Genomic DNA, 13454 nt, shown 5'->3' with positions numbered 1-13454 from the left:
ACAGAACAATGCCCATCATCAAAATCCTTCCTCACGCCGAGTACTGCCCCAACGGAACAGAAATCGAAGCTCCCGTCGGCACTTCGATCTGCGAAGCCATGCTGGACAACGGCATCAATATCGAGCATGCCTGCGACATGAGCTGCGCCTGCACGACCTGTCATGTCATCGTCAAGGAAGGCTTCAACTCCCTGAACGAGGCCGAGGAAGAGGAAGAAGATCTGCTTGACAAGGCCTGGGGCCTGCAGCCTCAGTCGCGCCTGTCCTGCCAGGCCATTCTGGCGCGCGAGAATGTGACGGTGGAGATCCCCAAATACTCCATCAATCACGCCAAGGAAAATCACTGACCCCCTGAGCGGCTTTGCCGCTTCCCCCTCTCTCTTCGGGAGGGGGACGACAGCCTCGCTGCGCGGCGGCGCTTGCTTGCTGTCTCTGGTGTGGTCGACGCCAGTTTTTGAAAATAGGGCGATGTGAGCGCCACAGTTAACGGAGAGAAATTGAATGTCGCGCCAAATTGTTCTGGATACGGAAACCACCGGTCTGTCGGCCATCGATGGCGATCGCCTGATCGAGCTGGGCTGCGTGGAGCTGGTGAACCGAAAGCTCACCGGCAACAATCTGCATCTGTACTTCAATGCGGGTCGCGACAGCCACCCCGATGCCCTGCGCGTGCACGGCATCACGACCGAGTTCCTCAAGGACAAGCCGCGCTTCGAGGAAAAGATCGACGAGATCTGGGAGTATCTGCAAGGCGCAGAACTCATCATCCACAATGCGCCGTTCGACCTGGGCTTTCTGAACAACGAGCTCAAGCTGGCCAAGCGTCCGCCGCTCAAGCAGTGCGTGGGGGGCGTCATTGACACTCTGGTCATGGCCAAGGAGATGTACCCGGGCAAGCGCAACTCGCTGGACTCGCTGTGCGATCGTCTGGGTGTCGACAATTCCAACCGCACGCTGCACGGAGCCTTGCTCGATGCGGAGCTGCTGGCGGATGTCTACATCAATCTGACGCGCGGGCAAGATGCCTTGCTCATGTCAGAGGAGCCTGCAGATGCCCCCGCGGCCGGGACGATGATCGTTGCCTCGGTGGACCTGAGCAGCTTCAGGCTGCCGGTGCTGCGTGCCAACGAGCAGGAGCAGGCGGCCCACGACGATGTTCTCAAGCAGATGGATAAATCCAGCGGCGGCAAGACCGCTTGGCGCAACTTTGAAAATGTGAGCGCCAATCCCTGATACAATAACGTTCATCGGGTGATTAGCTCAGCGGTAGAGCACTGCCTTCACACGGCAGGGGTCACATGTTCGATCCATGTATCACCCACCAGATATCAAACCCTCTTGAATCAATGATTCAAGAGGGTTTTTTGTTTCGGGATGCGGGTTGCATTCATCCCGTTGATATATGCCGAGCTGCGGTGTTCGGGCTCGCACGCGAGCCGTTGGGGCCTGGCGGGCGCCATGTGCTCAAGAGCATGGCTCCGTGGCAGAGCGTCTGCTCGGCCTCAGCAGCTTGGGCAGTGGCAGGCAGTCAGTTGCCGGTGATGCGGCGCACGGCCGAGAAATACCAGGCATCGGGCAGGCAGCGCAGCAGACGCATCCAGCGTGTGAAGCGGCGCGGGAAATTCATCTCGAAGCGTCCCTGGGCCCAGCCTTGCAGCATATGCCGGGCAGCCTCGTCGGCGTCTATCAGGGCCGGCATGCTGAAGCGGTTCTGCGCCGTCAGCGGGGTATCGACAAAGCCGGGGTTGATGATGGATACACCCAGGCCCCGGTCGTGCAGGTCCAGATAGAGGTTCTCGGCGAGGTTGTTGAGTGCCGCCTTGGTCGGGCCGTAGGCCAGGGACATCGGCAGCCCGCGATAGCCGGCCACCGAGCCGACCAGTGCCAGATGGCCTTGCCCAGCGGCCAGCAGCATAGGAAGCACGGCATCGAGCAAATGCAGGGCGCCGCCATAGTTCACGGCCAGGTGGCGCTGCATCTCGGACAGGTCGAACTCCGTGGCGCGTTGGGGCTTGTAGCGGCCTGCGCAATAGAGAATCAGGTCCGGAGCCTTGCCGCAATGAACCTGCACCGCCCGGGCTGCTGTAGACAGGGCATCGGCATCGGTCACGTCCAGCGGCAGGGCCAGACAGCCGTCGTGGCTGCGCACGAAATCCTGCAGCGCGTCGTCTTGGCGCGCAGAAACGATCACTGTGGCTCCCTGCCTGTGCAGCGCGTCGGCCGTGGCGCGACCTATGCCCGAGGAGGCTCCCAGAATCCAGGCCGAGCGACCCTGCCAGTCGCGCAGTGGCGGGTTCAGCCGTGCACAGAGCAGTGACATGATCTTCACTCCTTGACGATGGCAAGCGTCACATCGCCCAGATGCAGGCCCAGCTTGCTCATGGCGGTGCGGTTGAGCAGGGTGCGTCCGTCGATCAGGTACATCCAGTCATCCATGCTGACATTCCAGACTCTTCCATTCACGGGCAGGGCCAGCACATAGCTCCAGCGGATGGCATTGCCAGCGCTCTGGCCCTGGGCTTGTCCCACCACGTCGTCGGCGCGGCCGCTGTAGCGCCCGTCGCCCAGATGACGGATATGCCAGACGCGTTGCTGCGTGCTGCCGTCGCTGTAGACAAAGTGCTCGTCCAGCGTGCCCTCGTCGCCCTTCCAGGTCCCTGTCATGCGCACGGTGAAGCGCTTGACCACCTTGCCCGAGCGGTCCGTGAACATGCCGTGCGCCGTCAGCGGCCCGTTGAAGTACTGGCGCAGGTCCAGTTGCGGCTGCTCCTTGGCATAGTCCTGCACGGAAGGGCCGGCACAGCCAGCAAGGCTCAGCGCCAATGCCGCGCCCAGGCAGGCACGCCGCAGCGGCGAAAACGAGGTGGAGCGGATGATGTGGCTCATATGTGCCTCCAGGAAGAATGCAGACGCTCGGCGCGCCAGAGCAGGGCCGCTGCTGCGAGCTTGAGCAGGCAGGGCAGGCCGCCATAGGCCCAGGCCAGCGCCTGCAGGCCTGCGGGCTCGCTGGCACCGCTGCGATAGCCGGCTGCCGACAGCAGGGGCAGGGCCAGGCCCGCCGCCAGGGCCAGGTTGAGCTTGGTGGCGCAGGTCCACCAGCCCAGGTAGCGGCCTTCGCTGCGGCCGCCTTCGCCGGACTCGTGAATCACGCCTGTGAGCAACGCACCTGGCAGGGCCAGATCCGCGCCCAGGGCCAGACCGCTGGCCAGGCAGATCACGGCAAAGGCCATGCCGTCGCCTTCGCCCAGCCAGGGCGTGAAGCCGAAGGCCAGCACGCTGGCCAGCATGCCGGCCCGCCAGCAGGGTGCCAGACCCCAGCGTGCGACGGCTTTCACCCATAGCGGCAGGCCCAGGGCTGCAGCGCCGAAGAAGCAAAGCAGCAGCAGCGGCTGCAGTTCCGAGGCCTGCAGCCGGTCTGCCACGAAGAAAGGCAACAGGGTGGCGGGAATGGCGGCAGCCACCCCATTGACCATGAAGATAGCCAGCAGCCGCCTGAAGCCTGCATTGGCCCATGGGGAGTTGGCAGGCCCGGTCGCGGACTGCGGCTGTTGCTGTGGTGGAACCGGGGTCTTGAGCCGCAACAGGCCGGTCAGGCCCAGCACCAGACCCAGGGCGAGAAAGCCTGTGGTCGCATCCAGTCCCAGCCAGGCCGGCAGCATGCTGGCCAGCAGCACGCCCGTCAGGCTGGCTCCTTCGCGCCAGGCCGTGACACGCGCACGCCAGGTGGGCTCACCGCCCCAGCGCGTGCCCCAGGCCTGGTGGAGGATGACGAGCACGCTATAGGCCAGCGTGCACACCAGCAGGCTGCAGGCAAGCCAGCCCAGCATGCCCGTCGTGTCCTGCGCATCGAAAGGCGGATGCCAGAGGGCACCGAAGCCCAGCGCCATCAGCAGACTGGCCAGGATCGCCGCAATGGCGGTGCAAACCACGCCTTGGCGCAGAAGGCGGTCGACCCAGCGGCCGACGGCCGGGTCGAGCAGGGCGTCGAAGGCCCGTGTGGCCAGCAGCACGGCGCCCAGTCCCGCCAGCGGAGCGCCTGCCACGCTGGCGTAGTGGTAGGGCAGGTTCACATACAGCGGCAGGGAGGCGAAGGCCAGCGGCGCGGCCAGAGCGCCATAGGCCAGGCCTGTGCGCCAAGGCAGGAGGGGGGCGGTGGCCGTATGTGAAGCCATGAGATGCTCCGCTGGCGCTCAGCCAAGGCCCAGCAGCGAACTGCGCATGGCAGGGGCCGAAGTCTGCGGCGACAGCCAGATGCCGAAGAACAGGCGTGCATACTCTGCATCGCGCAGCTGCGCGGTCTGGCGGCCGTTGTGGAAGAAGCGCACTTCGCCCTGGCCGTCGTTCAGGCCCAGCAGCCTGTCCTGGGCCTGCACGTCGGGGAAGGCCTGTTTCATCAGCTCCAGCCATTGCCGGGCCTGCTCCTCGGTGAAGCTGCCCACCCTGCGCATTTCGGCGATGGAGCGTTCGGCAATGGCCATGCCCTCGAGCTTGCGGTCATAGACCAGCTCCAGCGCAAACGGGTGTCGGGCGTAGTCTCCGGGAGGGAAGCCGGGAGCGGCCCACAGCCGTGCCTCGTAGACACGCAGACCGAAGAAGCGCAGCACGCCTTTGCCGACTAGGCGACCGGCAGGCAGGGTGCTGCGCAGTTCAATGGGGAGATCTGCTGTCGTGGTCATGGCGTGGGTCAGCTTGGACATGGCGGTCAGTGAAGGGGCAAGAGCGCAGGCAGCGCCCCAGGCCAAGGCCTGGCGGCGGTGCGCGCGGGGTTGAGGGGCTGTCATGACAGAGGCCTGCGCAGGGTGAACTGGACGACATCGGTGTTGCCGGTGTCGAAGGCCGCTTCGCAATAGGCAAGGTAGAAGCGCCAGATGCGTACAAAGCGCTCGTCAAAGCCCTGGGAGCGAACGGCGTCGAGCTGGTGCTCGAAGGACTGGCGCCAGCGGCGCAGCGTTTCCGCATAGTCGCCGCCGAAGGCCAGGTGATGCTCGACCACCAGGCCGGCACGCCGTGCTTCCTGCTCGAAGGCTGAAACGCTGGGCAGCAGCCCGCCCGGGAAGATGTACTGCTGTATGAAGTCGGTGGAGCGAAGATAGCGAGCGAACAGGTCTTCGCGCAGCGTGATGGTCTGTATGCAGGCCAGGCCTCCGGGCTTGAGACAGTCGCGCAGTGTCTGGAAGTAGCCGCGCCAGTATTCGCGGCCCACGGCCTCGAACATCTCGATGGATACGATGGCATCGAAGGGCTGGCGGGCATGCAGGGCAGGCAGGTCGCGGTAGTCCTGGTAGCGCAGCTCCACGGCATCGGTCAGACCGGACTGCCGCATGCGCTGCTGCCCCCAGTTCAGCTGCTCGCGCGACAGCGTCACGCCCGTGACCCGGGCGCCGAATTCGTGCGCTGCCGCCTCGGCCAGGCCGCCCCAGCCGCAGCCGATCTCCAGCAAGCGCTGGCCGGGCTTCAGCCGTACCTCGTCCAGCGTGCGCCTGAGCTTGGCCTGCTGGGCTGCCTGCAGGTCGGCTTGTTGCAGCGATTCGCCCGTGCGCCCCTCAAACCAGGCTGCGCTATAGCTCATGCCGGGGTCCAGCCACAGCTGGTAGAAGTCATTGCCCAGGTCGTAGTGGGCGTGAATGTTTCTGGCGCTGCCGGCCCGCGTATTGCGCTGCAGCAGGTGACGCAGGCGGTAGCCCAAGCGGCCCCACCAGCTGCCGTAGATCAGGCTTTGTACATGGTCGCGGTTGGACATGCACAGCCGCAGCAGTGCCGCCAGGTCGGGGCTGTCCCATTCGCCGGCGATATAGCCCTCGGCCAGGCCGATGTCGCCCGATTTCAGGGGGCGCTCCAGCGCCTGCCAGTCGCGTAGCACGCAATGTGCGTCGGCGATGCCGGATGCTGAGCGCATCTGAGGCAGGTGCAGCAGGCGACCGTCGGGCTGCTCCAGGTCCAGCTGCCCGCGGGGCAGGCATTCGAGCAAGTTCAGCACACGGCGTGCCCGCGCAGGCGTGCGGCGCGGTGCTGCGGCGGCGGGGCTCAGCAAGGGGGCGGCGGTGGTGTTCATCGTGTGACGAAGCGCTCGGGCTCGGTGGGTTTGCCATGGAAGGGCAGGCGCTTGGCCCAGAGGCGCAGCGCCTGCCAGTGGATGCGGGCGATGACGCCCAGCGTCATCAAAGGAGTGCCGAAGAAGGCGCGGCGCACGGTGGCCGCGTCCAGCGGATGCAGCGTGCCACCCACGCTGGTCTGCAGCAGCGGGCCGTTTTCGTCATGCAGATCCACGCGAGCCAGGGTGCGTTTCTCGCTGCGCTCGAAGCGGAAGCGGTACTCGCCCCGCACTTCGCAGAACGGCGAGACATGGAATTGCTTGCGTGCCACCTGCTCGCGGCCCCAGGCCAGGTCAGGGCCGGCCAGCAGATAGGCATGGCGCTCGCCAAAGGTGTTGTTGACTTCCGCCAGCACGGCGGCCAGGGAGCCATCGCGGCGGTGGGCATACCAGAAGCTCACGGGCTTGAAGACATAACCCAGCACGCGCGGGAAGGTGTGCAGCCAGATTTCGCCGTCGGCATCGTCAATGCCTTCGCTGTGCAGCAGTTGCTCGAGCCAGTCCAGGGCATCGGCTCCGCCATCGCCGTGGTCACTGTCGTGAAAGCTGATCCACCCGAGCCGGTTGCGCCGCAGCGCGGTATCGGTGTGCATGCGCAGGCTGCGCATCGGCAGCATGAGGAAGTAGCCCGAATATCGGAAGGCATGCTCGACGGGCCGCAGACGGCGATGCCAGACATGGCCGAAGCCGATGAGCGGCCGGGCGTTCATGCCGCCCCCCTGATGGCAGGGCTGGCGGTCAGCCTGGGCAAGACGTCCAGCAGGCCATCGGCCGCATCGAGCCCTGAACGCAGGCCATCCTCGTGAAAGCCGTAGCCACACCATGCTCCGCAGAACCAGGTCCGGCGCTGGCCTTGCAGAGCCGCGACCTGGCCCTGGGCCTCGATGGCCGCCAGGTCGAAGACTGGATGGCTGTATGCAATGCGCGCGTGAACCTTGCTGTCGTCGATGGGACGCACCGGATTCAAGGAGACCATCACGGGCTGCTGCCACGGCAGAGGCTGCAGGCGGTTGATCAGGTAGTGCAGGCAGACGCCTGTCCGGTTGCGCCCCGCATCGGCCGCGCGTTCGTAGTTCCAGGCCGCCCAGGCTGCCTCGCGGCTGGGCAGCACGCTGGCATCGGTGTGCAGCACGGCCTGATTGGGTTGGTAGCGTATGGCACCCAGCACGCTGCGCTCCTGCGGCGTGGCGTCGAGACCGAGCAGGCGCAGGGCCTGATCGCTGTGGCAGGCCAGTACCACGGCATCGAAGTGCTCCGTGCCATGCGCCATCTGCAGCAACACGCCATGTTCCACGCGGTGCAGGCCCAGCACGGGCGCGTTCAGACGGGCCTCGTGGCGGCCATCGTGCTGCAGCGCGGCCACCATGCGCCGCACGTACTGGCGCGAGCCGCCCCGCACGGTGTACCACTGGGGCCGGTCGGAGACCTGGATCAGGCCATGGTTGTGACAAAAGCGGATCAGCGTGGCCACGGGAAAGCGCAGCATCTGATCCGTCGGGCAGGACCAGATGCAACCCATCATGGGCAGCAGGTAGTCCTGCCGGAAGGCGGTGCCGAAGCCGTGCTCATCCAGAAAAGCTTCGATGGAGCTGCGCAGGCCGGCCTCGTCGCCTTCCCGGGCGATGCCTGTGGCCAGACGATTGAAGCGCAGGATCTCGGCCAGCATCTTCAGAAAACGGGGGCGCAGCAGATTGCTGCGCTGCGCGAAGACTGCTCCCAGTGAGCTGCCGCTCCACTCGAGGCCGGCACGCCCGTCGGCCAGGGGAACCTGTACCGAAAACGACATCTCGGCGGCCGCCGTAGGTACTTGCAGCTCTTCGAACAATTGCGTCAGAAGCGGATAGGTGCGGTGGTTGAATACCAGAAAGCCGGTGTCTACACCCTGGCTCACGCCATTCAGCGTCATATCGACGGTGTTGGCATGCCCGCCGAAATGGTGGCCCGCTTCCAGCAATGTCACGCGATGCTGGCCAGGCGCGCCTGCCATACGCCGGGCAGCGGCCAGCCCCGCAACCCCAGACCCTATGACTGCAATGCGATGCATGGGAATGCCTTTCCTGGTTTATCAGTTCGTTTGCACCAGGAAGGTCAAATCGTGAACTGATGAGTTCAAACTATAAACCAAACATTTCCACTTTGCACTATCTAGTATTAGGTGTGGCCTATCAGGTCTAAAATATGCCCATGACAAGCCGCTCCTCCATCAAACAGCAGATACAGCGCGTGCGTGAGCAGGCCATCGTGGTGGCCGTCAACCGGCTGCTGGCCACCAAGGGCTATGACGCCATGACGGTGGACGAGGTCGCTGCCGAAGCCGGCATGGCCAAGGCCAGCCTCTACAAGCTGTTCACCTCCAAGGAGGAACTGGCGGGAGCTGCCATGGTCGGGGTGCTGGATCGTGCCCTGGCCTTCGTGGACGCCCTGCGCGACGAAGCAAGCCAGGCGGTCGAGGCAGGTGCTCCCATGCGCCCGCTGGATCAGCTCAAGGCCGTGACGCGCTGGGCCATGCAGACGCAGCTGGAGGGTGAAATGCCTTCGCTGCCGGCGCAGAACTCGAATCTCAGCGCCTCTTTGCAATCCAACGACGCCTATATGGACCGGCTGATTGCCCTTAGCAACCGGCTCAGCATCTGGATCACCGAAGCCCAGACCAGCGGCCAGCTGCATGCCGCGCTACCCCCCGAACTGGTGCTGTATACCCTGTTCGCACGGGCTTGCGATCCTGTCGTGGCCCTGCTCAAGGAATCGGGGCAGTACACGCATGCGCAGATCATCGACTGGGTGACGAGCACCACGTTTGACGGGCTTGCGGTGGCGCGCTGAGAAGCCGGTACCAGCAGATGCACCAGCACCTGGCGCTGTCCTGACAAGGGTTCGATCCGGTTTGTGGAAGTCTGCCGTACTCTCAGGATTGCATGATGACCGGCCCGCCCTTGCTCAAGGCTCGCTGGTATGCAGCACGCTCGTGCATGCGCTGGCGATAGGCGATCAGATGAGGCCAGGCGTTCTCGTTTTCGCTGCGCACCAGAGCCGCTTCAACGGCAAAGCTCATCTGGAAGTCGGCCATGCTCAGATGCTCGCCGGCAAACCAGCGATGTTCTGCCAAATGCGCCTCCATAAAGGCCAATGCAGTCTGCACATTGGGCGCAACGAGTCTTTGCTGCGCCCGCTTGCACAGGGCGCGCGCGACGGGACGCACGAAAAAAGGCATGGGCTGGCGCGGGATGGTGTCGAAAACCAGTTTCATCACCAGCCAGTTCATCAGCGAACCCTCGGCATAGTGCATCCAGAAGCGGCACTCACGGTGTTCTTGGGTGCCGCGCAGGGGTTCAAGGTGGGAAAGCTCCGAAGGCGCCTGATGGCCATAGCGCTCCACCAGATACTCGATGATCGCGCCTGATTCGGCGACAACAATGTCCGCATCGGTAATTACCGGCGATTTGCCCAGAGGATGCACGCGCTTGAGCTCCGGTGGCGCCAGGCGGGTCCCGGGATCGCGCTGGTAGCGACGCAGTTCGTAAGGAACACCGAGCTCCTCAAGCAGCCAGAGTATGCGCTGCGAGCGCGAAGTTTCAAGGTGATGAACGGTGATCATGGGGCGTTTTCCTGGAAGCGGAACCTGCGTTGCGCAGCCAGCGCATCAAGATTCCAAGCAATGGCAGTTTCTCGTAAAGCTCTTCAGCTGCATCCCAGTAATCGCGATGCTGGCAGACAAGACCTTGTGCATCAAAGCGCAGCAGGCTGGCACCCCGAATGCATTGCTCGGAACCGGGCCGCCAGCGTCGCAAGCGAAAGCGAAATTCCCAGGCCAGAAAGGCCTGACTGTCCTGTACCAGCCGCTCGGTGACGACAAAGCGCGGCTCTTGCAGCGTGTCGAACATATGGGCGAAGATGCCGGCGATTGCGGTCACGCCGCGCACTTCATTGAACGGATCCTTGAAGTGCGCATCGCTCGCGTAATAGCTGTCGAGTCGCTGTAGATGGTCAGGGGCCAGTTGTTCGTACAGCTGGACAAGCCGCTCCACTGCGGCACCCGTAGCGGTTGAGGTAGAGGGGCTTTGCTGCATGCATCAAATTGTAGGCAAACTGCTGCGCATCTCCGTGGCGGCTGCGCCACGGCTGTCCTTCAGACCAGGCTTGTCAGGCTTCCAGTGTCGGACTGCTACGGATGCGTTTTCTTGGTTAGCACCGGTTCGCTCCGGTAGCGGTCTGGGAAGAGGCGCTTGAGGTTGTTCACCTTGGGCAGATCATTGAAGACGATATAGGGGTGACGCGGGTTTTCGGTCATGAAATCCTGGTGGTAGAGCTCGGCCGGATAGAAGCTTGCCCTGTCCTCGAGGCGGGTGACGATGGGATTCGGATACGGGTGTGCCGCGTCAAGCTGCGCGACATAGGCCTGTGCTGTCTTGAGCTGGGCGGGGCTGGTCGCGAAAATGGCTGAGCGGTATTGCGTGCCGGTGTCCGGGCCCTGCCGGTTGAGCTGGGTGGGATCATGAACCACAGAGAAAAATATCTGCAGCAGCTGTCCATAGCTCACCAGGGACGGATCGAAGGTAACTTCTACCGATTCGGCATGTCCGGTATTGCCGCGGCTGACCAGCTCATAGGAGGCGGTGGCTGCAGTGCCTCCGCTATAGCCCGAGACGGCCCGCTGCACGCCTTTGACATGCTGGAATACGCCCTGCACTCCCCAGAAGCAGCCGCCGGCAAAGATGGCGCGCTGCGGCGCGGGCCCGGTGGCCGGCATGTCCATGACAGGGGGCGGGATGCGGACTGCCTCGTCGGCCGAGAAGGCCGTTGATTGCCACAGCAGTCCGCTGCCTAGCAAAACGATGCCGCCAGTCAAGGTCTGGAGCAGGCCGCGCCTATGCAGGCCGCGCCTATGCGGGCCGCGCCGATTCGAGGTGGCCGAGGAGGTGAGGTTGGTTTTCATGGGGCTCATCCGAAAGTGAAGGCGTAGGCAGAAACGCCGCTGTCAAGAAACTCGATGCTGAAGGTCCGCTCGGCAACGGCACCGGACTGGCGCACCAGCTGATAGAGACGTTGCGCGGTGACGGTGCCGCTGCCGTCGGTTGCCACGTCCACACCGTGGGCATCGCCGGGTGGCTTGCCGTCGACGCTGACCTTGAAGCGCACTGGCTTGCCATCGGGGCCGGGGCTCAGCACCAGGTGCAGATCACGCGCCTTGAACTGGTAGACGATGCGCCCCGAAGGACCGGCCAGCGAAGCGCTTTGCGGCCCCACCATCCATTGACCGCCCAGGCCCCAGGCGTTCAGCCGGGTCTCATGCGGCTCCAGATACGTGGTCGTTTTGTCGTGCACGGCTTTGGGGGTGGAGGCGAAGTTCTCGGCGCGCTCGTAGCCCAGATAGGTTTCGGGCGAGGCGACCTCATCCATGCTGGCGGCCAGCTGCACGCCTCCTGCATCCACCTGCGTCAGGTCCATGGCCGAACGGGTGCTGCCCGCTTCTTTGAGAAGCTGCTGTATCACCCGTTCAGACTCTGCATAGCCGCCTTCGCCAAAGTGGTGGTGGCGTATGCGTCCCGTGGCATCGATGAAGTAATGGGCAGGCCAGTATTGGTTGCGGAAGGCGCGCCAGATCGCATATTGGTTATCCACGGCCACCGGATAGCTGATGCCCAGATCTTTCATGGCCTTGCTCACGTTGCCGATGTCGCGTTCGAAGGCGAACTCGGGTGCGTGCACGCCGATCACGACCAGGCCCTGGTCTCGGTATTTCTCGGCCCAGGCCTTCACATAGGGGAGAGTGCGCAGGCAGTTGATGCAGGAGTAGGTCCAGAAATCCACCAACACCACCTTGCCTCTCAGGTCCTGCCCATCCAGTGGCTTGGAGTTGAGCCATTGGGTTGCACCGTCCAGGGGCGGCGCGATGCCCTCATCGGGTAGGGCCCGGGCTGTGCTGGACGGGCCGCTCATGCGCATTGCAGCTCCCGCGGCCATCATGGCAGCCCCGTCAGCAGGTGCAAGGGATTGCATCATCTTGCCCGGGTTGCCACGCATGGCCAACTGGTCGTCGCTCTGCGGCTGGTTCAGGTGCTCGACCAGTTTCTGCTCCAGGCTGCCGGTGGATGCCGTTGACAGTCGGGCCAGCACGCCGGTGTCTATTCCCAGTGCGATGGCTGCAACGCCTGCGAGCATGGCTGCCCCGAGGCCGCGTCGCACCCATTCACCGGCACCCAGCGAACGCTTGAGCGCTGCAAATACCCGGCCGCCCAGCAGCAAAGCCGCAGCCATGGAGGTCGCTGCCCCGGCGGCATAGGCCAGCAGCAGCAAGCTTGAGGTCGTGTTGGCACCCTGCAGGGCGGCGCCGGTCAGTATCAGTCCCAGGATGGGCCCGGCGCATGGAGCCCACAGCAGCCCCGTCGCGACTCCCAGCAACACGGAGGAGGCCGTCTTTGGCGTACCGTCTTGCTGTACCGACTCGGACAGGCGCGATCCGGCAGTTACCAATGGACGGGTCAGCCGCTGCGACAGATGCGGCAGCAACAGGGTCAGCCCGAAAACGGCCACCAGCGCCAGAGCCAGCCAGCGGCCATATTGATTGGCAGCCACCACCCAGCCGCCGCCTACGGCTGCGAGAGAGGCAACGACCGCAAAGGTCAGTGCCATGCCTGCCAGCAATGGCAGGCCGCTGCGCACAAAGGGCTGATTCGCGCGAGAGAACACGAAGGGCAGTACGGGCAGGATGCAGGGACTGACGATGGTCAGCACGCCGCCCAGATAGGCAAGGACGATCAGCAACATGGCCTGTTTCTCCTCAAGCGGGCTTGGGCGCGAAAGTCAGTGCAAGACCGTTCATGCAGTAGCGCAGACCTGTCGGAGGCGGCCCGTCCTCGAAGACGTGGCCAAGGTGACCGCCGCAGCGCCGGCAGTGGGCCTCGATGCGCACCATGCCGTAGCTTCGATCCTTGCGCGTGGCGACGGCATTGTCCAGTGGCTTCCAGAAGCTCGGCCAGCCGGTGCCGCTCTCGAACTTGGTGGTGGAGGCAAACAAGGGCAATGAGCAGCCAGCGCAGGAGAAGATGCCGGGGCGATGCTCCTTGTTGAGCGGACTGCTGCCCGGAGGCTCCGTGGCCTCCTGACGAAGCACGGCATATTGCTGGGGGCTTAGCCGGGCACGCCACTGGGCGTCGGTGTAGCTGATTTCGAAGGACTCGGTCGCGGCAGTGGCCCGGCGGTGGAGTGTTGCGGCGCAGAGCGCGGCGGCGGAGGCTGCGGTGCCAAGCAGCATGTGGCGTCGGGTGGTCATGGCATCGGCTTTCAGGGTTCGATGGCATCCAGCTTAGGAAGTGCGGATCCCGAAGTCCTCACGCAAAGTTAAAAAAAACGTGATATCTCCCCG

The 13454-nt window shown here is 64.3% G+C and carries 15 protein-coding genes and 1 tRNA gene; 4 read left to right on the top strand and 12 right to left on the bottom strand.

Annotated features, from left to right (window positions below; all coding sequences use genetic code 11):
• The first annotated feature begins 8 nt into the window (after window positions 1-8).
• The 3 genes from fdx (at window position 9) to O987_RS15580 (ending at window position 1324) form a co-directional block, all read left to right on the top strand.
• Window positions 9-347, top strand: a complete 339-nt coding sequence (fdx, locus tag O987_RS15590) for an ISC system 2Fe-2S type ferredoxin (protein WP_003054218.1) — start codon at window positions 9-11, stop codon at window positions 345-347.
• A gap of 154 nt (window positions 348-501) precedes the next feature.
• A complete protein-coding gene (gene dnaQ / locus O987_RS15585) occupies window positions 502-1233 on the top strand; it encodes a DNA polymerase III subunit epsilon (protein WP_003054219.1) in 732 nt (243 codons plus the stop codon).
• A gap of 16 nt (window positions 1234-1249) precedes the next feature.
• Window positions 1250-1324: transfer RNA gene (locus tag O987_RS15580), tRNA-Val, on the top strand.
• A 204-nt stretch (window positions 1325-1528) separates the two neighbouring features.
• Here the strand turns inward: O987_RS15580 and O987_RS15575 are convergent.
• The 7 genes from O987_RS15575 to O987_RS15545 are packed head-to-tail and all read right to left on the bottom strand — an operon-like array spanning window position 1529 to window position 8135.
• The gene (locus O987_RS15575; RefSeq protein ID WP_043376535.1) at window positions 1529-2320 is read right to left on the bottom strand and encodes an SDR family NAD(P)-dependent oxidoreductase; all 792 of its coding nucleotides are present in this window, start codon (window positions 2318-2320) and stop codon (window positions 1529-1531) included.
• Between the two features lie 5 nt (window positions 2321-2325).
• A complete protein-coding gene (locus tag O987_RS15570; protein WP_043373316.1) occupies window positions 2326-2886 on the bottom strand; it encodes a DUF3833 domain-containing protein in 561 nt (186 codons plus the stop codon).
• Entirely contained in the window at window positions 2883-4172 is a 1290-nt protein-coding gene (locus O987_RS15565; protein WP_003054222.1) for an MFS transporter, read from the bottom strand. Before O987_RS15565 ends, O987_RS15570 begins: the two co-directional genes overlap by 4 nt.
• 18 nt (window positions 4173-4190) lie before the next feature.
• On the bottom strand, window positions 4191-4781 hold the full coding sequence (locus tag O987_RS15560) for a hypothetical protein (protein ID WP_043373314.1): 591 nt from the start codon (window positions 4779-4781) through the stop codon (window positions 4191-4193).
• A complete protein-coding gene (locus O987_RS15555) occupies window positions 4778-6052 on the bottom strand; it encodes an SAM-dependent methyltransferase (RefSeq protein ID WP_043373312.1) in 1275 nt (424 codons plus the stop codon). Before O987_RS15555 ends, O987_RS15560 begins: the two co-directional genes overlap by 4 nt.
• Complete coding sequence (locus O987_RS15550; RefSeq protein WP_043373310.1) at window positions 6049-6801, bottom strand: DUF1365 domain-containing protein; 753 nt, start codon at window positions 6799-6801, stop codon at window positions 6049-6051. Before O987_RS15550 ends, O987_RS15555 begins: the two co-directional genes overlap by 4 nt.
• A complete protein-coding gene (locus O987_RS15545; RefSeq protein ID WP_003054227.1) occupies window positions 6798-8135 on the bottom strand; it encodes an NAD(P)/FAD-dependent oxidoreductase in 1338 nt (445 codons plus the stop codon). The genes O987_RS15550 and O987_RS15545 overlap by 4 nt, the downstream gene beginning before the upstream one ends.
• Before the next feature lie 140 nt (window positions 8136-8275).
• Between O987_RS15545 and O987_RS15540 the strand changes: the two genes are divergently transcribed.
• Window positions 8276-8914, top strand: coding sequence for a TetR/AcrR family transcriptional regulator (locus tag O987_RS15540; RefSeq protein ID WP_200879558.1), 639 nt, complete (start codon window positions 8276-8278; stop codon window positions 8912-8914).
• A gap of 82 nt (window positions 8915-8996) precedes the next feature.
• On the opposite strand, the gene O987_RS15535 is transcribed toward O987_RS15540, so the two are convergent.
• The 5 genes from O987_RS15535 to msrB all read right to left on the bottom strand — a co-directional run bounded on the left by O987_RS15535 (window position 8997) and on the right by msrB (window position 13361).
• Complete coding sequence (locus O987_RS15535; protein WP_043373303.1) at window positions 8997-9686, bottom strand: glutathione S-transferase family protein; 690 nt, start codon at window positions 9684-9686, stop codon at window positions 8997-8999.
• Complete coding sequence (locus O987_RS15530; RefSeq protein WP_003054232.1) at window positions 9664-10158, bottom strand: nuclear transport factor 2 family protein; 495 nt, start codon at window positions 10156-10158, stop codon at window positions 9664-9666. Before O987_RS15530 ends, O987_RS15535 begins: the two co-directional genes overlap by 23 nt.
• Window positions 10159-10253: 95 nt before the next feature.
• A complete protein-coding gene (gene msrA, locus O987_RS15525; protein WP_235214158.1) occupies window positions 10254-11033 on the bottom strand; it encodes a peptide-methionine (S)-S-oxide reductase MsrA in 780 nt (259 codons plus the stop codon).
• Window positions 11030-12856, bottom strand: coding sequence for a cytochrome c biogenesis protein DipZ (locus O987_RS15520; RefSeq protein ID WP_043373301.1), 1827 nt, complete (start codon window positions 12854-12856; stop codon window positions 11030-11032). Before O987_RS15520 ends, msrA begins: the two co-directional genes overlap by 4 nt.
• Window positions 12857-12869: 13 nt before the next feature.
• On the bottom strand, window positions 12870-13361 hold the full coding sequence (gene msrB, locus O987_RS15515) for a peptide-methionine (R)-S-oxide reductase MsrB (protein ID WP_003054237.1): 492 nt from the start codon (window positions 13359-13361) through the stop codon (window positions 12870-12872).
• Between the last annotated feature and the right edge of the window lie 93 nt (window positions 13362-13454).

The organism is Comamonas testosteroni TK102 (assembly GCF_000739375.1).
GTDB lineage: Bacteria > Pseudomonadota > Gammaproteobacteria > Burkholderiales > Burkholderiaceae_C > Comamonas > Comamonas brasiliensis.
The sequence above is the reverse complement of the archived record's forward strand: the minus strand, read 5'-3'. Positions and strand labels throughout refer to the sequence as shown.

Excerpts from the sequence above, each read along its gene's own strand:
- fdx (WP_003054218.1), top strand. The coding sequence starts at position 9 with ATGCCCATCATCAAAATCCTTCCTCACGCCGAGTACTGCCCCAACGGA.
- O987_RS15570 (WP_043373316.1), bottom strand. The coding sequence starts at position 2,886 with ATGAGCCACATCATCCGCTCCACCTCGTTTTCGCCGCTGCGGCGTGCC.
- O987_RS15520 (WP_043373301.1), bottom strand. The coding sequence starts at position 12,856 with ATGTTGCTGATCGTCCTTGCCTATCTGGGCGGCGTGCTGACCATCGTC.
- O987_RS15530 (WP_003054232.1), bottom strand. The coding sequence starts at position 10,158 with ATGCAGCAAAGCCCCTCTACCTCAACCGCTACGGGTGCCGCAGTGGAG.
- msrA (WP_235214158.1), bottom strand. The coding sequence starts at position 11,033 with ATGAGCCCCATGAAAACCAACCTCACCTCCTCGGCCACCTCGAATCGG.
- O987_RS15535 (WP_043373303.1), bottom strand. The coding sequence starts at position 9,686 with ATGATCACCGTTCATCACCTTGAAACTTCGCGCTCGCAGCGCATACTC.
- msrB (WP_003054237.1), bottom strand. The coding sequence starts at position 13,361 with ATGACCACCCGACGCCACATGCTGCTTGGCACCGCAGCCTCCGCCGCC.
- O987_RS15555 (WP_043373312.1), bottom strand. The coding sequence starts at position 6,052 with ATGAACACCACCGCCGCCCCCTTGCTGAGCCCCGCCGCCGCAGCACCG.
- O987_RS15545 (WP_003054227.1), bottom strand. The coding sequence starts at position 8,135 with ATGCATCGCATTGCAGTCATAGGGTCTGGGGTTGCGGGGCTGGCCGCT.
- O987_RS15560 (WP_043373314.1), bottom strand. The coding sequence starts at position 4,781 with ATGACAGCCCCTCAACCCCGCGCGCACCGCCGCCAGGCCTTGGCCTGG.
- O987_RS15575 (WP_043376535.1), bottom strand. The coding sequence starts at position 2,320 with ATGTCACTGCTCTGTGCACGGCTGAACCCGCCACTGCGCGACTGGCAG.
- O987_RS15540 (WP_200879558.1), top strand. The coding sequence starts at position 8,276 with ATGACAAGCCGCTCCTCCATCAAACAGCAGATACAGCGCGTGCGTGAG.
- O987_RS15565 (WP_003054222.1), bottom strand. The coding sequence starts at position 4,172 with ATGGCTTCACATACGGCCACCGCCCCCCTCCTGCCTTGGCGCACAGGC.
- O987_RS15550 (WP_043373310.1), bottom strand. The coding sequence starts at position 6,801 with ATGAACGCCCGGCCGCTCATCGGCTTCGGCCATGTCTGGCATCGCCGT.
- dnaQ (WP_003054219.1), top strand. The coding sequence starts at position 502 with ATGTCGCGCCAAATTGTTCTGGATACGGAAACCACCGGTCTGTCGGCC.